This is a genomic window from Bradyrhizobium sp. SZCCHNRI3043, assembly GCF_032377735.1.
Taxonomy (GTDB): domain Bacteria; phylum Pseudomonadota; class Alphaproteobacteria; order Rhizobiales; family Xanthobacteraceae; genus Bradyrhizobium.
The window spans coordinates 1-24,943 of sequence record NZ_JAUHID010000023.1 but is presented as its reverse complement, the minus strand read 5'-3'; the positions used below and the strand labels follow the sequence as shown (position 1 = coordinate 24,943).

Annotated in this window: 15 protein-coding genes; 11 read left to right on the top strand and 4 right to left on the bottom strand. The window is 64.9% G+C overall.

Translation table 11 applies throughout. From position 1 onward, the window contains the following. Nucleotides 1–276: 276 nt before the first annotated feature. Both QX124_RS28630 and QX124_RS28625 read right to left on the bottom strand, forming a co-directional pair. Nucleotides 277–1,389 (bottom strand): hypothetical protein, encoded by a 1,113-nt coding sequence (locus tag QX124_RS28630; protein ID WP_315798933.1) that lies wholly within the window; start codon nucleotides 1,387–1,389, stop codon nucleotides 277–279. A gap of 306 nt (nucleotides 1,390–1,695) precedes the next feature. After that, nucleotides 1,696–3,198, bottom strand: coding sequence for an MBOAT family protein (locus QX124_RS28625; RefSeq protein WP_315738893.1), 1,503 nt, complete (start codon nucleotides 3,196–3,198; stop codon nucleotides 1,696–1,698). A 455-nt stretch (nucleotides 3,199–3,653) separates the two neighbouring features. Between QX124_RS28625 and QX124_RS28620 the strand changes: the two genes are divergently transcribed. The 3 genes from QX124_RS28620 (at nucleotide 3,654) to asnB (ending at nucleotide 9,074) form a co-directional block, all read left to right on the top strand. Continuing rightward, nucleotides 3,654–4,703: a hypothetical protein gene (locus QX124_RS28620; RefSeq protein WP_315777126.1), complete on the top strand. Its 1,050-nt coding sequence runs from the start codon at nucleotides 3,654–3,656 to the stop codon at nucleotides 4,701–4,703. A gap of 406 nt (nucleotides 4,704–5,109) precedes the next feature. Then, the gene (locus tag QX124_RS28615; protein WP_315798932.1) at nucleotides 5,110–7,065 is read left to right on the top strand and encodes a TIGR04372 family glycosyltransferase; all 1,956 of its coding nucleotides are present in this window, start codon (nucleotides 5,110–5,112) and stop codon (nucleotides 7,063–7,065) included. A 38-nt stretch (nucleotides 7,066–7,103) separates the two neighbouring features. Further along, complete coding sequence (gene asnB / locus QX124_RS28610) at nucleotides 7,104–9,074, top strand: asparagine synthase (glutamine-hydrolyzing) (protein WP_315798931.1); 1,971 nt, start codon at nucleotides 7,104–7,106, stop codon at nucleotides 9,072–9,074. Nucleotides 9,075–9,176: 102 nt separating this feature from the next. Here asnB and QX124_RS28605 read toward each other — a convergent pair whose 3' ends face one another. Further along, the gene (locus QX124_RS28605) at nucleotides 9,177–10,139 is read right to left on the bottom strand and encodes a lysylphosphatidylglycerol synthase transmembrane domain-containing protein (protein WP_315798930.1); all 963 of its coding nucleotides are present in this window, start codon (nucleotides 10,137–10,139) and stop codon (nucleotides 9,177–9,179) included. Nucleotides 10,140–10,325: 186 nt separating this feature from the next. On the opposite strand from QX124_RS28605, the gene QX124_RS28600 reads away from it, so the two are divergent. The 6 genes from QX124_RS28600 (at nucleotide 10,326) to QX124_RS28575 (ending at nucleotide 20,957) form a co-directional block, all read left to right on the top strand. Continuing rightward, complete coding sequence (locus tag QX124_RS28600) at nucleotides 10,326–11,609, top strand: nucleotide sugar dehydrogenase (RefSeq protein WP_315798929.1); 1,284 nt, start codon at nucleotides 10,326–10,328, stop codon at nucleotides 11,607–11,609. Nucleotides 11,610–11,619: 10 nt separating this feature from the next. Continuing rightward, nucleotides 11,620–12,636, top strand: a complete 1,017-nt coding sequence (locus QX124_RS28595) for an NAD-dependent epimerase (protein WP_315798928.1) — start codon at nucleotides 11,620–11,622, stop codon at nucleotides 12,634–12,636. A gap of 11 nt (nucleotides 12,637–12,647) precedes the next feature. After that, the gene (locus QX124_RS28590) at nucleotides 12,648–14,060 is read left to right on the top strand and encodes a mannose-1-phosphate guanylyltransferase/mannose-6-phosphate isomerase (RefSeq protein WP_315782699.1); all 1,413 of its coding nucleotides are present in this window, start codon (nucleotides 12,648–12,650) and stop codon (nucleotides 14,058–14,060) included. A gap of 69 nt (nucleotides 14,061–14,129) precedes the next feature. Continuing rightward, nucleotides 14,130–16,352 carry a tetratricopeptide repeat protein gene (locus tag QX124_RS28585; protein ID WP_315798927.1) on the top strand — a complete coding sequence of 741 codons (2,223 nt, stop codon included), beginning with the start codon at nucleotides 14,130–14,132 and terminating at the stop codon, nucleotides 16,350–16,352. 81 nt (nucleotides 16,353–16,433) lie between these two features. Continuing rightward, on the top strand, nucleotides 16,434–18,653 hold the full coding sequence (locus QX124_RS28580; protein WP_315798926.1) for a tetratricopeptide repeat protein: 2,220 nt from the start codon (nucleotides 16,434–16,436) through the stop codon (nucleotides 18,651–18,653). 84 nt (nucleotides 18,654–18,737) lie between these two features. After that, nucleotides 18,738–20,957, top strand: a complete 2,220-nt coding sequence (locus QX124_RS28575; protein WP_315798925.1) for a tetratricopeptide repeat protein — start codon at nucleotides 18,738–18,740, stop codon at nucleotides 20,955–20,957. A 13-nt stretch (nucleotides 20,958–20,970) separates the two neighbouring features. Here the strand turns inward: QX124_RS28575 and QX124_RS28570 are convergent, their stop codons facing one another. Next, nucleotides 20,971–21,681 (bottom strand): DUF1223 domain-containing protein, encoded by a 711-nt coding sequence (locus QX124_RS28570; RefSeq protein ID WP_315738882.1) that lies wholly within the window; start codon nucleotides 21,679–21,681, stop codon nucleotides 20,971–20,973. 360 nt (nucleotides 21,682–22,041) lie between these two features. On the opposite strand from QX124_RS28570, the gene QX124_RS28565 reads away from it, so the two are divergent. Together QX124_RS28565 and QX124_RS28560 are read left to right on the top strand one after the other, a co-directional pair. After that, complete coding sequence (locus QX124_RS28565; protein WP_315773368.1) at nucleotides 22,042–23,052, top strand: Gfo/Idh/MocA family oxidoreductase; 1,011 nt, start codon at nucleotides 22,042–22,044, stop codon at nucleotides 23,050–23,052. A 55-nt stretch (nucleotides 23,053–23,107) separates the two neighbouring features. Next, complete coding sequence (locus tag QX124_RS28560) at nucleotides 23,108–24,259, top strand: DegT/DnrJ/EryC1/StrS family aminotransferase (protein WP_315798924.1); 1,152 nt, start codon at nucleotides 23,108–23,110, stop codon at nucleotides 24,257–24,259. Nucleotides 24,260–24,943 lie beyond the last annotated feature (684 nt).

Genomic DNA, 24,943 nt, shown 5'->3' with positions numbered 1-24,943 from the left:
CGGAGCGATGGAGGGGCCGGCGGCCGATCATTTCCAATGGTCTCTTTATCAGGTGTGCGCAGCAGCACAAACAGTCCTGTTAGCTTGCGGTTGTGTGGTCGCGTCGGAATGCGGCTTCCGGAGAGCTCATCGTCCTTCACGGCAATGCTCGGCGCTGTGCAGACGAATCAGGCGAAGGATGGATCCAAGAATGCTCCGGCGAGAGACGGACTGCGTTGCGCTGGTCGGCGGGCCACGCGGAAAAGCCTCGGGGACGCCAGTCTCTCGCAGGACGTCTCAGTGATAGAGGTCGAACTGTTCACCTTGTCCTTTTTCAAGATCGGCCGTCAACGCGCTGCGGTCGATCAGCGGAAACAGCTTGCTGAACTCGGGGCGGTCCAGCAGTGCGAGGTAGGTCTTGAGCATGCCCCGTTCCGAAGGATGCGCGGGATCGAAGAAGTTGCCGGCATCGCGCGATATCTCGGTGCGGCTCATGTCGAAGAACTGAATGCCTAGCTGCGCAAATCTTTCGACGGTCTGTGGACTCCTGATCTCGCGCCAGAGTCCGGAATAGGGCCAATAGGCCTCATCGGTGTCGAGAAAGGCGGCAGCGCTCTCCAGGAGCGGATACTGGACTGCAATCACCGAGAACCCGCGCTCGCGGGACAGCCGAGACAGCCGCTCGATCTCGCCAAATTCGCGTTCGCTGAGATGGGGCGCGCCCGGAAACGAGGAGGTGACGTATTGAGCGCCGCGCGCCAAGGTTTCGGCTGCTGCATTCCGGTAGGGTGGCGCGACCATGACGGAACCATCCTTGCGGAACCCGAACTTGCCACGGATCGCCTCTGTTCCTATCAGCCTGTTGTTGTCAACAGGCTCGAGCTGCGGCGTCATCATGGCCGAACGGATTGCATCGAGGTCGCCGTGGGCCCGCGTGACGAAGTCTGCGACGTCGTGCAGCTTCCGCCGATGCGAATCGATGCCCTGGGCGAAGTCCATCGTGCGTTCTTTCCGCCAGACGTCAGCGAGGAAATCGCCAAACAGGAAGTAGTCCAGCGCTACGACGACTACGCGCGGCTTCGCCACCGTGGTTGCGCGATCGACAAAGTCCACAACGTGCGTGAGAGGCCAAGCCGTCAGGCACGCATTGTAGGTCACATAGGGGCGGAACATCTGCTCGCGCGCCTGACCGCACCGCGAACTTCCTACCAGCAGAACCTCAGGACGGACCTGTTTGATTCGTTCGAGCTTGTAGGGTGCATAGTCCTTGAAGGTGCCGAGCCAGACCAGCCGTTCTGTGCGCGATTGCTGGGCTGCAATCATGGAGAGCGGAACGGTCGCGCCCAATCGCCAGCCGGCCCATTCGAAAACAGCCAGCAGCGGCAGGAAAACGACAGCAAACAGCGCCACTACGATCGCAAGATACCGCGCCAAAGTTCGAGCCCGCCTTGATGATTGTGCTTCGGGAGTTAGCGAGTTTGGCTCGCAATCCGCGTCGTGCTGGGAGTTGATTGCGCTAGAATCAGGCTAATAGCTTGGCGTGGTTGCCGCAAGCGGATGATGCGCCAGCGCCACGCCGCCTGCCTGGACAGCTTCGACGAGAACATATTCGGATTCCTCAGCAGGATCGGCGCGATCGACGGCCCTTCTGCGTTCACTAAGCCAGAATGTCGGTGGCGAGGGCTCGAGGCCCGTCGCTTGCCACGCCCGGCTCGTTCAGAATTGGAAGTAGAGGAACTGCGAGGTGTCTCCGGCAATGATGTTCATCAGAACTGCCGCCACGAGCGCGATGGAAGTTCCGATTGCCCACGGCAAGGACGGTCGCCACTTCAGGTTCAGAATGCTCCAGGGACGAGGGTTGTGGTAGGTTTCCAGCCCGACCTTCCAACGCTCGAACATTGTGTTCACGTTGGGCAGGGTGAAACAGGCGACATAGCCTGCCAGGATCGCGATCATGACGCGCGGATCGACGAGGTTCGTTGCCGTGATCTTCTCCGGGTTGGACAGGGCGAGCATCCCCTTGATCAGCCTGACCGCGGCATTCGGATTGTCGGCCCGGAAGAAAACCCATGCCAGAACCACGACGAACTGTGTCAACAATAGAGCCGCCACCGCATACCAGGCGGTCGCCGACAGGCGGGTGAGGGCCGGTCGCTGCGCGACGAATTTGCTCCAGCGATGATTGACGATCAGAAACAGCCCGTGCAGGGCGCCCCAGATGATAAAGGTGAAGCCGGCGCCGTGCCAGAGACCGCCGAGCAGCATGGTGGCGAAGAGGTTGGCGTTTCTCCGGTGCTCGCCGTAGCGGTTGCCGCCAAGCGGGATGTAGAGATAGTCGCGCAGGAAGCGCGACAGCGAGATATGCCAACGGCGCCAGAATTCGACGATGCTCAGCGACTTGTAGGGGGAATCGAAGTTGAAGGGCAGCCGGATCCCGAACATGATCGAGATGCCGATCGCCATGTCCGAGTAGCCTGAGAAATCGAAGTAGATCTGCAGCGAGTAGGCGAGCGCGCCGCCCCAGGCGTCGATCAGGTGAAGGTGGCTCGAATTGGCGGCCTGGAACACGGGATTCGCGATCAGGCCGAACCCATCCGCGATGAACGACTTCTTGAATAGCCCAATGGTCAGAATCGTGAGGCCGACCGCGACTTTTTCGAGCGAAATCCTTCGGCTCTCCTCCGAGCCGAATTGCGGCATCATCTCGCGGTGATGGAGGATCGGGCCGGCGACCAGATGCGGGAAATACGTGACGAACAGGCCGTATTTCACGAAGCTTCGCTCATCGGAATACCCCCCGTAGACGTCGGCGAGGTAGGCGATCTGGGTGAAGGTAAAAAACGAAATGCCGAGCGGGAGAACGATCGCGAGCGAGGGGTGTTTCGACGCGGTGATCGCATTGAGGATCTGGATGCCGAAATTCGTGTATTTGTAGAACGCGAGCGCAGCCAGGTTGAGCGTGATGGCAGCTGAAAACAGGCCAGTGCGGAGCTTTCCGGTCTGTCCGGCAATCAGCAGACCCATCGTATAATTGAAGACGATGGAGACCAGGATGATCGGGACGAAGTGAATGTCCCAATAGCTGTAGAAGGTGAGCGACGCCGCGGTGAGCCAGCTGAGGCGCACGACGGGGGCGGCGAAAAAGCGAGCCAGCAGAAAATAGCCGACCAGGGTCACCGGCAGGAACAGGAACAGAAACTCAAACTGCGTGAAAAGCATAACAAGTTTCTTGATGTTGCTGCATATTGCGTTGCTTTATCAATGATTGAGGGCGCTGCCAAGTTGGGTGCACCTCTCCCGCTGCGAATTTCGGGGGATGCCGCCTCCTGACGGCAGCGACGTGCGGCCGGCCTCTCGAAAAGGGCGGGCCCTTTTCGATCAATGATTCTTCTGCTATGGCAGCTCGAAAATCTGACCAACGACGCCAATCCGACGACGCCATGATGGGGTTTCGCGCAATCACTCTCGCCGATGATCGCAGCGGCGAGGAAACCCTCTATGGGCCATGCAGATGACATCCCGATAGGTCTGCGCTCTCGCGCGCAAAGCAAACTGGGGAGGAGCGGGAAACCCTCTGTTCCACCGGCTGACGTCGTGTCTAGACTCTCGTTGTCGAAGCCGAAAGCAGCTGCCACGACACCCACCGAGACAACCTATCGAGCGGGAATTGCGTCATGTCGACAGTCGGCCGGTCTGCACCGGAAAAGTCAGCTGAACCGGGTGGATTCGGGCGCTATCTCATCGCAGTCGGAATTGTGGGCCTGGCGGCCGCGTTCGCGTTTTCGCTCGGTTTGTCGCTGTTCTCGTCCGACGTGTGGACGTTGCGCGATGGAGTGCTGCAGATTCCGCGCCAAGGCGACACCAACTGGTATCGTGATTTCGGAGGCCGCAGCATTCCGCAGATCCAGGACCAGGATATCTTCTACAGCAACCTCGGAGGATCGGTCGAAGCCGCCAAGCGGGCTGACATTGTCTTTCTTGGTCCGTCCTTCGTCAGCTATGCCGTGGACCGGCAGACGCTCGCGCAATCGCCGGTGCTCGGTCGATTGGGGATCTACAACATGGCCTTCGTGGGCATTCGCGGCGGTGAGTTCTCGCGGCTCGTGATCCAACGTTGGAAAATCCGTCCGCGTCTGTGGATCATCAATGCCGACGATCAGTTCGTGCACTTTTTCAGCAACGATCTCAACGTCACTCTTGGTCCGCAGAAACAGCCCATTGCCGCCGTCCAGCGCAATCGAATGCGGGGGTACCTGACGGTGATCGGCCGCAATTTGCACTGGCGTATCGAGGACTTGGTTGCGGCGTATCAGAATGGCTATTTCTCGCCCACCGGCCTCTATCGCAACATCACTGATGGTGACATGGCGCTGGATGCCAATCCGGGCTACGTCGCCTTGGGCAACAAGCCGATGCTGTCGGCCCGCAATCCTGACTGCCATACGACCCCCGCGATTGTCGACTATGCGAAGAGATTTCTCAATGAGGTGGGCGGACAGGTCGTGCTCACATTGGTCCCGCATAGCCAGTCTTGCGTCCAGCAGGCCGCGGAACTGGCGAAAGAATTGAACATCGAGCTGATCGCGCCGCCATTCGATGGCCTGACGACGATTGACGGCGGCGGCCATTTGGATCGGCAGGGCGCTCAGGTCTTTACGAGCCATCTTGCTCGCGAGATCGTCAAGACGGCGGCCTTCAAACGGGCATTTCCCGACGGCAAATGATTGTGCGGGATTTCAGCAAAAGGCGACGCCGGCGCCATGCCGGTTCGTCCGAGACGTCGACGTCTCCCTGCCATCAGGGGCGATGTGACCAGGTGCGGTTGGATGCCGGAATTTCTGAATTCTCCTCCCTCTTAGGTTTGCTCGCGTTCATCCCCATGTTCGGCTTGGAAAATTCCCGACACCTCTGTTATAGGTGCGATCCAAACGGTTCAATCCCTGGTTGGCATTTGCGGGGCGATGTCTCCTTGGGGGAATCTCGCATCCGACCCGGCGAGCGTGCTGTCCTCATCCCGAGAAGTGATCCCGGGCGCGCAGCGCAGGCGACTTGAACGGCCGGTCGTCCAAGCTCTGCCTTGATCCGAACGCGCGGAATCGGGGATTTCAAGGTTGTGTGGAACTTGGTCGTATGAAACTGCAAAAGCGAAGGCCGATGCGCGGCGGGCGCCGACGGTTTGTCTACCAGGTCTTTGTCATAGTCGGGGCGACCCTCAATCTGCTGCCGCGACGCGTGGTGTTCCTTGGTCTGGTGATCGCCTTCGCCGCGAGACTTCCGCTCAGGCGGCGCCTGGCTCAGGCGTATTTTCCCTATGTGACGTCATATCTTGCAACTCGGCCGGAGTTTCGTTTTTCGACGGCTCTCAGCCGCCATTTCCCCGCTGCCTCGCTTCGAGCCCTGAGCAGCATCGGTGCCTATCGCGAGGCCGCCGGCATGGTCGGCCGCGATGCCTTGGCGTCCGATGACGCGGAGACCAGATACGCGCTGGTTCGATCCTTGTTCGAGCTGGGCGAGTTTTCGGAGGCGCGCGACGCCGCGGCAGGAGCGAAGCCCGAACAGCTCGAGGCGATGGTCGATCTCGCCTTCTACAAGGCCATGGTCGACCTCATCGAAGGGGATGAAGCGGCGGCGCTCGATGCGATGTTCTGGGCGTGTCGGAGCAGCCTGCATTTTTTCCGTCCCCACCAGAACATCGCGGCTCGGAATTCACCGCGTTACTTCCCGAACAGCCTCGATTTCCTCTGCGGGGCTCGCGGCCGGCTGTTCGACCTGTGCAACTTCACGGGCCAGCGCGTGATGCATGTCGGTCGCGGCGAGATTGCAATTCGCTTGTACGAGCGGGCTTTGAACGTGCAGCAGGAACTCCGGGCATCGCCGCCACCGCTTTCTGATGAGTTGAGGCGGCTGCTCGACCGGCTCGGCGTGACCCTGGATGCGCTGCGGCTCGTTCCTGAGGAATGGGCGACGCAGATCGGCCATCTGGGCATGCTCGACATCCTGTTTCGCATGCGAGAGCTGGGCTGGTGGTCAGGCGAAGCCGTGATCGTCGTCCGCCCCGACAGCATCGCCAATGCGGTCTTCTTCAAGCTGTTTGAAAGTTTCGGCAAGGTCGTGGTGATCGGTGAAACCGTATCGGAGCGACTGGGTGAAGAACTGCTGTCCTTGCAGCGCTGGTACGGGTTGAATTTCAACGCGTTCAGGCTGCCGGACGGGCGGGTCGTACCTTGGCAGGACGCCGGTGCGATCGCCATCGAACAATGGGAGCGCGAGGGAAGAGGGCATCCGCTGCGTGACGCCTACGATCGGAGTGCGGCCGCCGCAGCGGCTGGCTTCGACGCGTTCCGTTCCAGCCACGGCATGAAGCCCGACGACTGGTATGTGTGCCTGCACACGCGGGACGCTGCGCACTATTTCGAGTTCATGGGCACAGGGCAGACCCATCGCAATGCGCCGATCGAGACGTCTTTGGACGCCATTCGTCTGATCACCACCCATGGCGGATGGGTCATCAAGCTCGGTGGTCCGAACTCGCCGAGGCTTCCGCCGATGGCTCGCACGATCGATTACGCGCTGAGCGAATTCAGATCGGAGCTGATGGACATCCACCTGATTCGCCATGCCCACGCATTCATTGGGACGACGTCCGGGTTGACGAATGTCGCTGTCAGTTTCGGAATTCCTTGTGCGATCGTGAATGCGATCACGACCGACGCCCAGCTGTGGAACAGCAACGTCCGTTTTGCCCTCAAGCCCGTCAGGCTAGCAGACGGCACCGTGCTGACGCAGCATCAACTGACGACGTCGCCCTGGCGCTGGCGCGTGTTCGATGCGGCCGTGCTGGGCCGGAGCGGTGCGCATCCGGAGACCAACTCGGCGGACGACATCCGCCACACGGCCGATGAGGTCCTGGCCATCGCCGACGGTCGGTTGGCTGAATTCGAAGGCGATCACGATGGCGCAGGACTGTTGTCGCGCTGGAGGCGTACGCTGGGGCTGCCCTATTACTACGGCACCAGCCGTCCGAGCCTCGGTTTCCTGGCCAATCATGAGACGGAGTTGCTGCGCGACGCCGTCGAGGGCCACTGAGCCATGCAGATGGGGGACGGGGTGGCGGAGATGGCACCATGTGCGGCATAGCCGGCCTGCTTCGCCCCGGCGGAGCCGACGAGGCCCAACTGACCGGAATCATTGATCGCATGACGACGGCGCTGGCGCATCGGGGGCCAGATGCGTCCGGCAGTTGGATCAGCGCTGCGAGGGGCCTCGCCTTCGGACATCGCCGTCTGGCGATCCTCGATCTCTCCGAGGCCGGGGCGCAGCCGATGCACAGTGCCTGCGGGCGCTACACCGTCACCTTCAACGGCGAGATCTACAACCATCTCGATGTCCGTGCCGAGCTGGAGGCCGGTGGCGACGCGCGGAATTGGCGCGGTCATTCCGATACCGAAACGCTGCTCGCCGCGATCAGCCGATGGGGCGTTCGACCGACGCTTCAGCGCCTGATCGGCATGTTCGTCTTCGGGCTGTGGGACGCCGAGACTCGGCAATTGATCCTGGCACGCGACCGCTTCGGCGAAAAGCCGCTGTTCTACGGCTGGAGCAACTCTGATCTGGTGTTCGGCTCCGAGCTCAAGGCGCTGGCGGCGCATCCCTCCTGGGCGCCGTCGCTCGACCGAGCGGCGCTCACGGCGTTCATGCGCTATTCCTACGTGCCGGCGCCCGCCACGATCTGGACCGGCATACGCAAGCTGCCCCCGGCGTCGTTCGTGAGCTTCCCCGCGGATGCGGCTCCTGGCGGCTGGCCGCTGCCGCAACCCTATTGGTCGCTGCGCGATCGTGTCGCCGCCGCTCAGGACGATCGCATTGCCGACGAGGGCGAGGCGGTCGAACGGCTGGAGCAGCTGCTGTCGGTGGCCGTGAAGCGACAGTGCTTGTCGGACGTGCCGCTCGGCGCGTTCCTGTCCGGCGGCGTCGATTCGTCGACGATTGTCGCCCTGATGCAGGCGCAGGCGGGCCAGCCTGTGCGCACCTTCAGCATCGGCTTCGCCGAAGGCGGCTACAACGAGGCCGAGGACGCGCGCAACGTCGCGCAGCATCTCGGCACCGATCACACCGAGCTCTATGTCGATGCGCGGACCGCGATGGACGTGGTGCCCAAGCTGCCGCGGATCTATGACGAGCCGTTCGCCGACTCCTCGCAGATCCCGACGCATCTGGTCGCGCAGCTCGCGCGCCGGCATGTGACTGTCGCATTGTCAGGTGACGCGGGCGACGAGCTGTTCGGCGGCTACAACAGGCATGTCTGGGGCGGCGCGCTGCAGGCGCGCCTTGGTCGCGTGCCGATGCCGCTGCGGCGTGCGATTGGTGCCGTTCTCGGTGCGATCGCCCCAGAGCCGGCCGATACGGTTCTCAGGGCGCTGCAGCCGGTGTTGCCGGCCCGATTGAAGGTTCGGCATGCCGGCGATCAGGCGGCCAAGCTCGGCCGCGTCATTGCCGCCGACGGCTTTGATGGTCTCTACCGGGCGCTGTGCTCGATCGATCAGGATCCGGCCGGGACGGTGGTGGGCGGCATGGAGCAGGAAAGTTGGGCAGGGAACGAGATGCGGCAGCTTGCGGCACAGCTCGACCCGCTCGACCGCATGACCCTGGCAGACTCCCTCAGCTATCTCAGCGACGACATCCTGCAGAAGGTGGATCGCGCGGCGATGGCGGTGGCGTTGGAGACGCGCGTGCCGTTCCTCGACAAGGACGTCGTCGAGTTTTCAGCCAAGGTTCCTTCCGGCATGAAGGTGCGGGACGGTCGCGGCAAATGGTTGGTACGACAGGTGCTGTATCGCCACGTGCCGGCTGAGATGATCGATCGGCCGAAGACGGGCTTCAGCATTCCCCTCGACGCGTGGCTGCGTGGGCCGTTGAAATCATGGGCCTCGGACCTGCTGTCGCCGGAGCGGCTGAGGCGGCAGGGTCTGTTCGATCCGGTGCGAGTGACGCGCATGTTCGACGAGCATCTCAGCCGCCGCCACAATCATTCCTACTGGCTTTGGAACGTGCTGATGGCGCAGGCTTGGCACGACGAATGGGCGCGCGCCGCCTAGAGCATGATCCGGAAAAGTGGAAACCGGTTTTCCGAAAAGATCATGCTCAAACAAAGAGATGAGATCATGATGCGATTCCGTGGAATCGCATCATGATCCAGGTCAGTCTTCGACCGTCGCGGGAACGGCGAGGCGGCCTGCGCCCTTTTCTGCGCTGAGAATCCACACGAGGCCGCCCATGCCGCCGACGATGAAGTAGACCGCGCCGAACAGGATCGAGACCACGGTGCCGTCGGCCGGCGCAAGCCCGGCATAGCCGAATGCGACCATCATCGTCGCCTCGCGGACGCCCCAACCAGCGATCGAGATCGGCAGCATCGTGATCAGCATGATCGGCGGGGTCAGCAGGAACAGTTGTTCGAATGCGGCTGGCGCCGCGATGGAGCGCACCGCGCACCAGGCGATGACGACGGCGAGCACGTGAATCGACAGCGACAACACGGCGATCTTCGCAGCCGTGCTCCGGCCGAAGATTACCCTGTTCGCGATCACCGAGCAGGCATAGACGTGGCGCGTCGGCCACCACGCCTTCATCCACGCCGCCGGCAGATGGCCGATGGTGAGGAAGCCGACGCCGGCCGCCAGTGCGGCGGCGTCGACCAGCACCAGGGCCAGGCGCCCGTGCTGGTCGGCGATCATGCCATAGCTCCACGGCAGGCTCGCGACGATGATCAGCGCCAGCGCGATGAAGCCGACGGCGCGGTCGGTCAGGATCGAGTAGCTGGCTGCGCGCCAGCCGGCGCCGGTGCGCCCGATCAGCCACAGCCGCACGGCGTCGCCGCCGATCGAAGACGGCAGGGTCTGATTGAAGAAGGCGCCGATCATGTTGTAGCGGAACGCCTGCATGTCCGTCAGCGGCGCGCCGCACAGCGCGGAGATCTCGCGCCACCGCAGGGCGCCGATGAAGATCTGCACCAGCGTGATGGCCACCGCCAGCCCGATCCAGCCGATGTTGATCTGACTGAGCCGCTCGCGGATCGCCGCAAAGTTGATCCCGCGCAGAGCGAGATACAGCAGAGCCAGCGACACCACGATCCGGAGGAGAAGAATCAAAAACGCACGCATGCCAGGCTGGCTTCGCTCTTGGTTGAAACGGTCCAAGCCGAGTGCGATACGCGCAACGCCCGTCCTGGCAGGGCCGGACCCCGGGTAAGGGGAGCCGTAGCCGCCCCTTGCGGTCCTGATGCCCCGGTGGCTAAACAGTCGCAGGGGTGGCGTCAATGGCCTCCGAAACGACCGGAATATCAATTTATGTCTCATGGCCGGAAGATTGCGGTGATAGGCCTTGGCTATGTCGGCCTGCCGGTCGCGGCTGCGTTCGCGCGGACAGGCTGCCCGGCGATCGGGTTCGATATCGATGCGGCCCGCGTCGCAGAGCTGAAGGACGCCAGGGATCGGACCTGCGAGGTCGATGCGGGCGATCTGCGGCGGCCGGGCCTGCGCTTCACCAGCGAGCCGGCCGATATCGAGACTGCCGATTTCTTCATCGTCACGGTTCCGACCCCGATCGACAGCGCACGTCGGCCCGATCTGGGCGCCATGCTGGCCGCGACGCGCGCCGTTGGCGCCGTTCTGAAGCACGGCGACATCGTCGTCTATGAGTCGACCGTCTACCCGGGCGCCGTCGAGGAAGACTGCGTCCCGTTGCTGGAGAGCTGCTCGGGCCTGAAGGCGGGGGCCGATTTCAACGTCGGCTATTCGCCGGAGCGCATCAATCCCGGTGACAAGACGCATCGCTTCGAGACCATCACCAAGGTCGTCTCGGCACAGAACCCGCAGACGCTCGAGATCGTGGCGGCCGTCTATGGCTCGGTCGTCACGGCCGGCATTCATCGTGCGCCCTCGATCAAGGTCGCCGAGGCGGCGAAGGTGATCGAGAACACCCAGCGCGATCTCAATATCGCCTTCATGAACGAGCTGTCGCTGATCTTCCAGGCGCTTGAGATCGATACCGGCGACGTGCTCGCAGCCGCCGCCACCAAGTGGAACTTCCTGCCCTTCACGCCCGGCCTCGTCGGCGGTCACTGCATCGGCGTCGATCCCTATTACCTCACCTATCGCGCCGAGAAGGCGGGCTACCATCCTGAGGTCATCCTGGCGGGCCGCCGCATCAACGACGAGATGGGCCGGCGCATTGCGCGCGAATGCATTCGCGGATTGCTGCGGCGGAAGGGCCGGGGGGGCGTCGTCACCATTCTCGGCATGACGTTCAAGGAGAATGTGCCGGACATCCGCAATTCGCGGGTGATCGACATCATCAGCGAACTGCAGTCGTTCGGCGTCGAGGTGCAGATCGCCGATCCCCTCGCCGATGCAGCGGCGGTGCACGAGGAGTATGGCATCGGCCTGACGGCGATCGAGGCGCTGCGCCCAGCCGACGCGGTGGTGTTGGCCGTGTCGCACGATCAGTATCTCGCCGGAGGCTGGGCTCTTGTGCAGGGCCTGCTGCGCGAGGAGAGCGGCCTCGTGCTCGACGTCAAGATGAAGCTCGACCGCGCGAGCAAACCCGCCGCCATCGAACTGTGGCGACCCTGACGGAGCGACCATGGCAGATCATCCCATCCTCGTGACCGGCGCCGCCGGCTTCATCGGATTTCACCTGACGCAGCGGCTGCTCGCCGAGGGACGGCAGGTGGTCGGCATCGACAACATCAACGCCTATTACGATCCGAAGCTGAAGGAGGCGCGGCTCGACCTTCTGAAGGCGGCGCCCGGCTTCACCTTTCACAAGCTCGACCTCGTCGACCGTGCCGGCATCAAGGCGCTGTTTGCCCAGCATCGCTTTCCCGCCGTGGTGCATCTCGCGGCCCAGGCCGGCGTGCGCTACTCGCTGGAAAATCCGCACGCCTATGTCGATGCCAATCTCGAGGGCTTCATCAACGTCCTCGAGGGTTGCCGCCATCATGACTGCGAGCATCTGCTGTTCGCATCGTCCTCATCGGTCTATGGCGCCAACACCAAGCTGCCGTTCTCGGTCAAGGACAATGTCGATCATCCGATCAGCCTCTATGCGGCAAGCAAGAAGGCGAACGAGCTGATGGCGCATTCCTACAGTCATCTCTACCGCCTGCCGGCCACCGGGCTGCGCTTCTTCACCGTCTACGGCCCCTGGGGCCGTCCCGACATGGCGATGTTCCTCTTTGCCAAGGCCATCCTCGCCGGGCAGCCGGTCAAGCTGTTCAATCAAGGCCGGATGCGGCGTGATTTTACCTATGTCGACGACATCGTGCAGGCCATCGTCCGCCTGATCGGCCGCCCGCCCCAGGGAAACCCGGATTGGGATGGAAACAGGCCCGATCCGTCGAGCAGCCGGGCGCCATGGCGGATTTACAATATCGGCAACAATCATCCCGAACAGCTGATGGACGTGATAGTACTACTAGAGAAGGAGTTCGGGCGGCCGGCCATCAGGGAGATGCTGCCGATGCAGCCCGGCGACGTCGAAGCGACCTATGCTGATGTCAGCGACCTCGAACGCGACATCGGCTTCCGGCCGGCGACCTCGATCGCCGACGGCATCGGACGTTTTGCGAAATGGTACCGCGACTATCACCGAATTTAACGGGTTGATTCATGACCGGACGCATCATTCCTCTCATCATGTGCGGCGGCGCTGGGACCCGGCTGTGGCCGGCATCACGGGAGGTTCGCCCAAAGCAGTTCCTGCCGCTGTTCGGCGCCCGTTCCACGTTCCAGGACACGCTGCTGCGCGTATCCGATGCCGATTTGTTCGAACGGCCGATCATCATCACCAACCTTGCCTATCGCTTCATGGTGCTGGAGCAACTGGCCGAGATCGGCATCGAGGCCGACGTCCTGCTGGAGCCGATGCGGCGTGATTCAGGCCCGGCCATCGCAGCCGGAGCCGCCTTCGCCCAGTCGCGCCATCAGGACGCTGTCGTGCTGGCACTCGCGGCCGATCACGTCGTTCGCGACACCGCGGCCTTCCTCGCGGCGTGCCGGCAGGGGCTCGCTGCCGCCGAGGCCGGCCGCATCGTCACCTTCGGCGTCAATCCAGAGCGCGCGGCCACCGAATATGGCTATATCAGCCCGGGTGCATCGGTATCCGGGGAAGTGCGGGCCGTCGCAAAATTCGTCGAGAAGCCGGATCAGCCGACCGCCGAGCGCTACATCCGCGAGGGCTATCTCTGGAACAGCGGCAACTTCATGTTCCGCGCGTCGGTCCTGCTCGATGAATACCGCAAGTTCGATGCGGGCAGCGTGCAGACGGTGATCGACGCTGTCTCCAAGGCCGGCCGCGACCTCGGTTTCATCATCCTGGATTCCGATGCCTTCGCGGCGGCCAAGCCGATCTCGATCGACTATGCCGTGATGGAAAAGACCGAACGTGCCGCCGTGGTGGCGGTGTCGTGCGGCTGGTCTGACGTCGGCTCCTGGCATGCGGTCTGGGAACTGTCCGACAAGGACGGGCAGGGCAATGCCGCGCGCGGCACCGCCGTGTTCGAGGATTCCCGCAACTGCAACGTGGTCACCGACAAGGCGCTGGTCGCGCTCGAAGGCGTCGACGATCTGGTCGTGGTGGCGGCGCAGGATGCCGTGCTGGTGTCGCGCCAGCGCGATGCCAACGGCTTGAAGCGGCTGGTCGCCAAGCTCAAGACCGTGGCGCCCGAAGTGACCGAGGCGCACATCAAGGTGCACCGGCCCTGGGGCAGCTATCAGTCGGTCGACAATGGCGAGCGTCATCAGGTCAAGCGCATCATCGTCAAGCCTGGCCAGCGCCTGTCGCTGCAGAAGCACTATCACCGGTCCGAGCACTGGATCGTGGTGCGCGGCGCGGCGCGGGTCACCGTGAACGAGACCGTCAAGACCGTGCATGAGAACGAATCGATCTACATTCCGATGGGCGCGGTGCACCGGCTGGAGAACCCGGGCAAGATCCTGCTGGAGCTGATCGAGGTCCAGACCGGGTCCTATCTCGGCGAGGATGACATCATCCGCATCGAGGACGATTACCGCCGCGAGTAGGGCGGGTCTCGCCTCGAATCACGCGAGCCGTGCTAGACAGCCCCGGACGTCGTCCGCCGGAGAGCTTCGTTGCAAAGCACGATCGGATCGCGCGCGTTCCAGAATGCGCGCCTGCAGAAGAAGAATCGCAAGCAGGCCGATAGCCTGCTGCCGAAGGCCGTCGAGGCCTACCGGGCGGGCCGGCATGCCGATGCCCAGGCCATCTGCGGACAGGCTCTGGCCCTCGTGCCCGATCATTTCGACGCCTTGCACCTTCTCGGCGCCTCCGCGCTCGATAGCGGCCGGCTCGACCTCGCCGAGCAGGCCCTGACCCGCGCCGTCGCGGTGGAGCCGCGCAATGCCGAGGCCCTGGCCAATCTCGGCCTCGTGCTGTTCAGCATGAAGCGCTACGAAGAGGCGCGCGCGGTACAGGAGCGCGCCGTTGCGCTCAAGCCCAATTTCGCCACGGCTCTGACGAGCCTCGGCAACACCCTGATGAACATGCAGCTGTTCGCGCAGGCGATCGAGATGCATGACCGCGCCATCGCCCTCAAGCCGGACTTTGCCGACGCTTATTGCAATCGCGGCATGGCGCAACTGCTCCTGCTGCGCAACGAAGAGGCCAAACAGAGTTTCGACCGCGCCTTGGCGCTGGCGCCGCGGCACATGCAGGCGACGTTCGGCAAGGGACTGGTCAGCGTCAATCTGCGGCATCTCGAGCAGGCGCTCGCTGCCTTCAACGCGGCGCTCGCCATGAAGCCGGGGACGGCGGCGGTCATCGCGCAGCGTGGCCGTCTCTACGTGCAGATGGGACGGTTCGCCGAGGCCGAGGCCGATTTCGATGCTGCGCTGGCGACCGACCTCGGGCTGGAGGCGGCGCTGCTCGGCAAGGCCCATGTCTGCGTGCTCACCGAGCGGGTCGCGCCGGCCATGGTGGCCTGCAAGCGGGTGCTGGAGCAGAATCCGGCGTCGGAGGTGGCGCTGATCTGGCTCGGCACGTGCCTCGCAAAGCAGGGCGATACCGCCGGCGCCATCCAGCACTTCGACCGCGCCCTCGAGATCAAGCCGGATTTCGAGGATGCGATCATGAAGAAGATCTTCGCGCTCGATTTCTATCCCGGCGCCGACGTGGCCGTGCATCAGGCTGTCCGCCGCGAATGGTGGGAGCGGATCGGCGCGCATATCCCGCAGCGCCAGCTTGCCGCCATCGACCGCGATCCGGATCGCCGCATCACGGTCGGTTACGTGTCGTCCGACTTCCGCAGCCATTCGGCCGCGCTGACCTTCCTTCCGGTGCTGCGCCATCACGACCACGCGGCATTCAAGGTCATCTGCTACTCGTGCTCGCCGCTGGTCGATTCCGTGACGGAACAGTGCAAGGTCGCGGCCGACGGCTGGGTCGACGGATCTCAATTGTCCGACGATGAGTTGGCCGATCGCATCCAGGCCGACCAGGTCGACATTCTGGTCGATCTCTCCGGCCACTCGGCCGGCAATCGTCTCACCGTGTTTGCCCGCAAGCCGGCGCCGATCCAGGTCACCGCGTGGGGCAACGCGACCGGCACCGGATTGCCTACGATGGACTACTTCTTTGCCGATCCGGTCACGGTGCCATCGGCGGTGCGGCCGCTGTTCGCCGAACAGGTCTACGATCTCCCGGCGCTGATCACGACGGATCCGCTGCCGGGAGCGCAGGCGACGCCGCTGCCGATGCTGCGCAACGGCCACGTCACGTTTGGTGTCTTCAACCGCGTCGACAAGATCTCCGACGAGGTGCTGAGGGTCTGGTCGGCGCTGCTCCAAGCGTTGCCGGACGCCCGCATCGTCATCAAGAACGGCGCGCTGGAGGACGCATTCCTGCGCGACACGCTGATCGCCCGCTTCGCCGCGCACGGCGTCAACGAGAGCCGCCTCACCTGTCTCGGCGCCTCGATGCGCCACGAGCACATCGCAGCGTTCGCCAACATCGACATCTCGCTCGATCCGTTCCCGCAGAATGGTGGCGTCAGCACTTGGGAATCGCTGCAGGCCGGCGTGCCCGTGGTCGCCAAGCTCGGCAGCAGCGCGGCGTCGCGGGCCGGCGGCGCGATCGTCAAGGCGATCGGGCTCGACGACTGGGTGGCCGAGGACGACGAGGGGTACATTGCGATCGCCCTGAAACACGCGGCGCGGCCGGCCGAGCTCGCTCAGCTCCGTGCGGAGCTGCCGACGCGGGTGGCCAACTCGGCCGCCGGCAACGTCGAGACCTACACGCGCAAGGTCGAGGAGGGGTATCGCCAGTTCTGGCGCCGCTATTGCGCCACTGGCGGCTGAGGCCCATCCGTCGCGGCCTGAAGCAAGGTCGCGCGTGAACAAGCCCGATATGTAGTTCCACGCGTTATTCGGAGGCCGTCTTTGGCAAGCGATGTCGGTTCCCGCGCGTTTCAGAATGCGAGGCTGCAGAAGAAGCATCGCAAGCAGGCCGATGCGCTGATGCCCGCGGCCGTCGCCGCCTATCGCGGCGGTCGCCGTTCCGAAGCCCAGGCGATCTGCAGCCAGATCCTGGCGCTGCTGCCCGATCATTTCGATGCCCTGCACCTGCTCGGCGTGACGGCGCTGGACGGTGGCCAAATTGATCTCGCTTCGCAGGCGCTCACCAAGGCCGTCGAGATCGAGCCGCGACACGCCGAGGCGCTCTCCAATCTCGGCCTCGCGCTGTTCAACCGCAAGCGCTTCGAGGAGGCGCGCAAATACCAGGAGCGGGCGATTGCGCTCAAGCCGACCCTCGTGGTTGCTCAGACAGGTCTCGGCAACACGCTGATGCGCCTCGGCCTGCCGGACGAGGCGATCGCCGCGCATGACCGGGCCATCGCGCTGAAGCCCGACTATGCCGACGCCTATTGCAACCGCGGCATGGCGCTGCTTCCGCTCGGTCGCAACGCCGAGGCCAATCAGAGCTTCGATCGCGCACTGTCGCTCAATCCGCGCCACATGGAGGCGATGTTCGGCAAGGGGCTGGCGAGCATCAACCTGCGTCATCACACCGAGGCGCTCGCGGCCTTCGATGCCGCGCTTGCCGTCAAGCCCGGTGCGCCGCAGGTGCTGGCGCAGCGCGGCCGGCTGCATCAGATGGCCGGCCGTTTCGACCAGGCGAAGGCGGACTACGAGGCGGCGCTGGCGCATGATCCGATGCTGGAGATGGCGCTGCTCGGCAAGGCCCAGCTCGGCCATTTCAAGGACGTCGCCCAATCCGTCGATGCCTGCCGCAAGGTGCTGGAGCGGAATCCGCGCTCCGAGGAGGCTTGGCTGTGGCTCGGCGTCTGCTACGCCAAGCAGGGCGAGGTCGTTGCGGCCGTCGAGCATTTCGACCGCGCCCTTGAGATCAGGCCCGATTTTGCCGAGGCCATGACCGCGAAGATCTTCACGCTCGAGTTCATGCCGGAGGCCGACTTTGCGCTCCAGCAGGCGGCACGGCGCGAATGGTGGCAGCGGATCGGCGCCCACATCCGGCGCCGACCGGCGCCGAAGCGCGATCTCGACCCGGAGCGGCGTCTGACGATCGGCTACGTCTCCTCCGACTTCCGCAATCATTCGGCCGCGCTGACATTCCTGCCGGTGCTCAGGCATCGCGACCCGCAGAATTTCGCAGTCGCCTGCTACGCCTGCTCGCCGGTGCAGGATGCCGTCACGGCGCAATTCCGTGCCTGCGCCGATCTCTGGGTCGACGCCGCGCAGATGTCGGATGACGAGCTCGCCGACCGCATCGAGGCCGATGGCGTCGATATCCTGGTCGATCTCTCCGGCCACTCCGCCGGCAATCGCCTGCCGCTGTTTGCCCGCAAGCCCGCCCCGGTCCAGGTCACGGCCTGGGGCAGCGGCACCGGCACGGGGCTGCCGACGATCGACTATTTCTTGGCCGATCCGGTCACAGTGCCCGAGACGGTGCGTCATCTGTTCGCCGAGCAGATCCATGACCTGCCGGCGGTGATCACCACCGAAGCGCTGCCGGACATCGCGCCGACGCCGCTGCCGATGCTCCGCAATGGCTTTGTGAGCTTCGGCGTGTTCAATCGGTTGGACAAGATCTCCGATCCTGCGCTGATCGTCTGGACACGGATCATGCAGCAGCTGCCGGACTCGCGCATCGTGATCAAGAGCAGCTCGCTCGATGATCCCTTGTTGCGCGACCGGCTCCTGGCGCGCTTCGCCGCGCAAGGCGTCGCGCCGGAGCGCGTGGTCTGTCTCGGCTGGTCGACGCGCGAGCGGCAGATCGCGCAGTTTGCCGAGGTCGACATCTCGCTCGATCCGTTCCCGCAGAATGGCGGCGTCAGCACCTGGGAGTCGCTGCAGGCCGGCGTGCCGGTCATCGCCAGGCTCGGACGCAGCGCGGCGTCGCGCGCCGCCGCGGCGATCGTCACGGCGGTCGGGCTCGGCGAGTTCGTCGCCGAAGACGACGACGGGTATGTCGCGCTCGCCGCGAAGTGGGCCTCGGAGCCGGCTGAGCTGGCGAAGCTGCGGGCGGCGCTTCCGGCGATGGTCGCAAGCTCGGCCGCGGGCAATGTCGAGACCTACACGCGCAAGGTCGAGGAGGGATACCGCCTGTTCTGGCGTCGCCATTGCGCCGGCGCCGGCTAGTCTTTGTGTCGCGGCATCCGGTGGTGCCGCATGTGATGTCACTGCGTTCCCGCGATCTGCACGACACCCGTGGAGGCAAGTCTCTTGGCAAGCAATGTCGGCTCTCGCGCCTTCCAGAATGCGAGACTGCAGAAGAAGCATCGCAAGCAGGCTGACGAGCTCATGCCGCGCGCCGTGGCGGCGTATCGTGCCGGCCGTCACGCCGAGGCGCAGGCGATCTGCGGACAGATCCTGGCGCTGCTGCCCGATCATTTCGATGCGTTGCACCTGCTCGGCGTTGCGGCGCTCGACGGCGGCCAGCCCGATCTCGCCGAGCAGGCCCTGACCAAGGCGGTCGAGATCGAGCCGCGGCATGCCGAGGCGCTCTCCAATCTCGGCCTCGCGCTGTTCAACCGCAAACGCTTCGAGGACGCGCGCAAATGCCAGGAGCGGGCGATTGCGCTGAAGCCGAATCTGCTCGTGGCGCTCACGGGTCTCGGCAACACGCTGATGCGCCTGGGGCGGCCGGAGGAGGCGATCGCCGCGCATGACCGGGCGATCGCGCTCAAGCCGGACTATGCCGACGCCTATTGCAATCGCGGCATGGCGCTGCTTCCGCTCGGTCGCAACACGGAGGCCAACCAGAGCTTCGATCGTGCGTTGTCGCTCAACCCGCGCCACATGGAGGCGATGTTCGGCAAGGGGCTCGCGAGCATCGCCCTGCGCCATTCCGATGAGGCGCTGGCGGCCTTCGACGCTGCCCTCGCCATCAAGCCGAACGCCGCGCAAGTGCTGGCACAGCGCGGCCGGCTGCATCAGCAGGCCGGACGTTTCGACAAGGCGATGCCCGATTTCGAGGCCGCGCTGGCGCTCGATCCGCGACAGGAGGTGGCGCTGCTCGGCTTCGCGCAGCTCAGTGTGATCAGGGACAACATCGCGCCGGCGATGGACGCTTGCCGCAAGGTGCTGGAGATCAATCCCGCGTCCGAGGTCGCCTGGACCTGGCTCGGCGAATGCTTCTGCAAGCAGGGCGATCTCACGACGGCCCTGCAGCACTTCGAGCGCGCGCTCGCGCTCAAGCCCGACTATGGCGATGCGATCACCGCCAGGATCTTCCTGCTCGACTTCATGCCCGACACCGATTTCGCGCAACACCAGGCGGCGAGACGCGAATGGTGGACCAGGATCGGCAGCCAGGTCGCGCGCCGTCCGCCGCCGGTGCGGGATCGTGATCCGGAGCGGCGCCTGACGATCGGCTATGTCTCGTCCGATTTCCGCAGCCATTCGGCGGCGCTGGTGTTCCTGCCGGTGCTGCGTCATCACGACCACGCCGCGTTCAAGGTGATCTGCTACTCCTGCTCGCCGTTGCGCGATACGATGACGGACCAGTGCCGCGCGGCCGCCGACCTCTGGGTCGACGCCTGGCAGATGTCCGATAAGGAGCTGAGCGATCGCATCGAGGCCGATCAGGTCGATATCCTCGTCGATCTCTCCGGCCATTCCGCCGGCAACCGGCTGCCGGTGTTCGCGCGCAAGCCGGCGCCGGTCCAGGTCACGGCCTGGGGCAGCGGCACCGGCACCGGCCTCCCCACGATCGACTACTTCTTCGCCGATCCGGTGACCGTGCCCGAAGCTGCACGTCATCTGTTCGCCGAGCAGGTCTACGACCTGCCGGCCGTGATCACCACCGATCCCTTGCAGGGATGGCAGCCGACGCCGCTGCCGATGCTGCGCAACGGCCACGTCACCTTCGGCGTCTTCAACCGGATCGACAAGATCTCCGAGCCCGCGCTCGCGCTCTGGTCGCGGCTGATGGGCGCGCTGCCGGAGTCGCGGATCGTCATCAAGAACGGCGCGCTCGATGAACCCTTGCTGCGCAACGGCCTCGTCGCCCGCTTCGTCGCGCATGGCATCGCGCAGGAGCGCATCACGTGCCTCGGCCTGTCGACGCGCGATCAGCACATCGCGCAGTTCGCAGGCATCGACATGTCGCTCGATCCGTTTCCGCAGAATGGCGGCGTCAGCACCTGGGAGTCGCTGCAGGCCGGCGTCCCCGTGATCGCGAAGCTCGGCCACGGCGCGGCAGCGCGCGCGGCAGCCGCCATCAACACGGCGGTCGGGCTCGGCGACTTCGTGGCCGAGGACGACGACGGCTACATCGGTCTCGCCCTGAAGCAGGCCGCGCAGCCTGCGGCTCTCGCGAAGCTGCGCGCGGAGCTGCCGGCGATGGTTGCCCGCTCCGCCGCCGGCAATGTCGAGACCTACACGCGCAAGGTGGAGGAGGGCTACCGCCTGTTCTGGCGTCGCACCTGCGCGTCCGCCTGACAGGCGGTCGAAGCTATAGCCGCGCGGCACCGACGATGCGCCCCTCCGGGCTTTCGAGCAGCACGGCCGCATCCTCGCCCTCCGGCATCGGCTCGGTGAGGCGCAGCGCCGTGCCGCTCCAATCGCCGAGCGTGCGCACCGAGCGCACCACGTTCAGCTCCTCCAGCGTGCGGCCGTCATTCTCGCCGCGGCGGATCGCCGTCTCATGCCGATGATCGAAGCCGACCAGCACGACGCGTCCACGTCCTTCACCGCCGCCGACCTCGACCGCGAGCTTGTCGCCATCGCGTGCGAGCTTGACCGGCGCCGCCGTCGCGCTGGCGCCCCTGGCGCGATCGATCGCGGCTCCCACCTCGGCCCTGTTGGAGCCGACATGACCCGTCACCCCGTCGACGACGATCTCCGGCGTGTAGGAGCCGTCGCCGAAGCGGCTGCCGTAGCGGGCCTGGCGATCGGTGGCGGCCGGCAATGAGAACGGGTCCTTCCAGCCCAGCCGGTCCCAATAGGTGACGTGAAAGGCGAGCGGCAGCACGTCGCGGCGCTGCCGCACCAGCTCGTTCAGATAGGCATTTGCAGGCGGGCAGGAGGAGCAGCCCTGCGAGGTGAAGAGCTCGATGACGACAGGCCGATCCACGGCGGCAGCCGACGGCGACCACGGGGTAAGCGAGGCGAGCAGCACGGCGAAGGATGAGGCGTAGCGGAGCGAGGCGAGGCTGAGGGTCATGGGTGTTCTCCGGCGATGTGACGTGATCTCCTTCGCTGGCGGGATCCACCGCGTTACCTCCGGCTGCGGCCAACACGCAGGCGTGAAGGCGCCGCAACCGTTCTGTCCGCGGCCTGTCGTGACGCGTGAACAGGGCACTTGCCACACGTGAAGGGCATCGCACACGCCGTTCAAAAGACAGCGGTTTTCGTCCGCGCCCGATGTAACTTTCTGAATCAAATCGTGTCCTGAAAAAGGTTTCCGCATTCGCCTCGCTTCAACCGGCATGCTAGGAGAGCTTCGACCGGTGATTTGCAGTTCGTTAACCGTTACGGCCAATCCGTGACGTCGCAATCCGGGGACATTGATGGGGTCGATGACATGAGTTCCAAGGGGGCGGGCCACAAGGCCGAGCTGAGGCAGGCGCTGCGAGTCGGCGTCATCGGAGCCGGCGTGATGGGCAGCAACCATGCCCGCGTGCTCGCCGGACTGCCTGATGTGCACTTGGTCGGCGTGGTCGATCCGCTGCCCGCCCATCGCAACCGCGTCACCGAGCTTGCGAACTGCCCGACCTTCGAGACGCTCGATGAGCTCGTCGCCGAGGGCGTCGATGCGGTGACCGTCGCCGCCCCGACCCACCTGCATCATGAGCTCGCGCTCGCCTGCATCGCCCGCAAGGTGCATCTGCTGGTCGAGAAGCCGATCGCCTCCACGGTGGAGGAGGGCAGGGAGATCGTCTCGGCCGCGCATCGCGCCGGCGTCACCCTGATGATCGGTCATGTCGAGCGCTTCAATCCGGCGGTGGCCGCGATCAAGAAGGCGATCGCCGGCGAGGACCTCCTGTCGATCGCGATCACCCGCGTCGGCCCGTTCCCGCCGCGCATGTCCAATGTCGGCGTCGTCATCGATCTCGCCGTGCACGACATCGACCTCATCCGCTGGTTCACCGAGTCCGACATCATCGAGGTGCAGCCGCAATTGTCGAGTGCGGTGGCGGAGCGCGAGGACATCGCGCTCCTGCAGTTCCGCACCGCCTCCGGCGTGCTCGCCCACATTAACACCAACTGGCTGACGCCGTTCAAGGCGCGCAACGTCACCGTGGCGACGCGGGGCAAGTACATCATGGGCGATCTGCTGACGCGCCAGGTCACCGAGTGCTTCGGCTTCAAGCCGGATGGTAGCTACTCGATGCGCCATCTCCCGGTCGGCCATGACGAGCCGCTGCGCGCCGAGCTGATCGCCTTCCTGCATGCGGTCCGCTCCGGCACCTCGCCGGCTGTCACCGGCGACGAGGGCGTCGCGAGTCTGGCGATCGCCACGCAGTGCCTGGAGACCTCGAGCCATCGTCCCGCCGAGGCGGCTGCTACCAAGCGTCGCGCCGTGGCCGGCTAGCCGGCCACGCCTCCGCTTCACCCCATCGTCTCGATCCGAACCTTTGTCAGAGCTCATGAATCAGCACCTGCGTCATCAGCCCATTCCGTTCATCGACACCGCCGCGCAGCGCCAGCGGCTCGGCAAGTCGCTCGACGACGCCGTCGCCCGCGTGCTCGCGCATTGCCAGTTTCTCGGCGGCCCCGAAATCATCCAGCTCGAGAAGGAGCTGGCTGAATTCTGCGGCGCCAAATACGCGGTGAGCTGCTCCAGCGGCACCGACGCGCTGCTGATGGTGCTGATGGCCCAGGGCATCGGCCCGGGCGATGCCGTGCTGTGCCCGTCTTTCACCTTCTGCGCGACCGGCGAAGCCGTGGCGCTGACCGGCGCCACGCCGGTGTTCGTCGACGTGCTGGAGGACACCTTCAACATCGATCCGGCCTCGCTCCACCGCGGCATCGCAACCGCCAAACGGCTCGGTCTCAAGCCGAAGGCCGTGATCCCGGTCGATCTGTTCGGACAGAGCGCGGACCACGATGCGGTCGCCGCGATCGCTGGGGACGAAGGCCTGTTCGTGCTCGACGACGCCGCGCAGGGCTTTGGCGCCAGCTACAAGGGCCGCCGCATCGGCACCTTCGGGCTGGCGACCGCCACCAGCTTCTATCCGGCCAAGCCGCTCGGCTGCTTCGGCGACGGCGGTGCCATCCTCACCGACGATGCCGGCCTCCTGGAGCGCCTGCGCAGCGTGCGCGCCCATGGCGGCGGCAGCGACAAATACGACAACGTCCGCCTCGGCCTCACCGCGCGGCTCGACACCATCCAGGCCGCGGTCCTGATCGAGAAGCTCAGGATCTTCGAGGACGAGATCGTCGCGCGCAATAAGGTGGCCGAGCGCTACACGGCCGCGCTGGCCGATGTCGTGAAGGTGCCGCGTCTCGTCGAGGGCTGCACCTCGGTCTGGGCGCAATACACCATCCGCCTGCCCAAGGGCGTCGATCGCGACACCTTCGCTGCGGCGCTGAAGGCGCAGGGCATCCCGACCGCGATCTACTATCCGAAGTCGATGCACCAGCAGACCGCCTACCGCATCTTCCCGAGCGCCGATGGCGGCCTGCCGGTCAGCGAGCAGCTCTCCAGCGACGTCATCAGCCTGCCGATGCACGCCTATCTCGACGAGCCGACCCAGGCCCGCATCATCGACGTCGTCCGCGGCGCACTTCAGGGCTGAGGCATAAGGCATCGTTGACGTCACGCCGCTTGCAGCGGCGCGGCTCACAGCCCCGGCGGGCGATCTGCCCCGCCGACAGTCCCAACCAACACTGTCGTCCCGGCGAACGCCGGGACCCATACCGCGTGATCTCCGAAACGGGCAGGCGGCCCGTTCCGCGCACCCCACCAGCTGCACAGCGTATGGATCCCGGATCTGCGCCCGCCGCCGCTTCGCGTCGGCCGGCTTGTCCGGGATGACAGCGGTGAGATTAACGGCCGGCTCTCTGTAGGGTGGGCAAAGGCGCGCCCATCTGATTGCTTGTTTCGCCGAGCCATCGCGCGCCGTGCCCACCATTCCCACCACCGATGCAGATGCGCGGTGGGCACGCGACCGCCCTGCGGGCGGCTGCTTTGCCCACCCTACGGCCGCGTTGCTCGCATTCCGATTTACATCTCAAACAGCGATCGACATAGCGGCGCATTCTCGCGGCACCTGGTGCCCGAGGCCTGTGATCAGTTCGTCCCTCGCAAACATGCAGAGGGCACGGGGAATGCCGGGCGCTGGCCGCACCCATGGCCCGCCTGCGGAAAAAAATGCAGGCGGCAGGTACCACAGGTTCAGCCGAGACATCCGGTGGATTCAATTGGTCGTCGCAACACTCGATGAGGAGGTTGCGATGGGCATTCGAAAGAAACGGTCAAC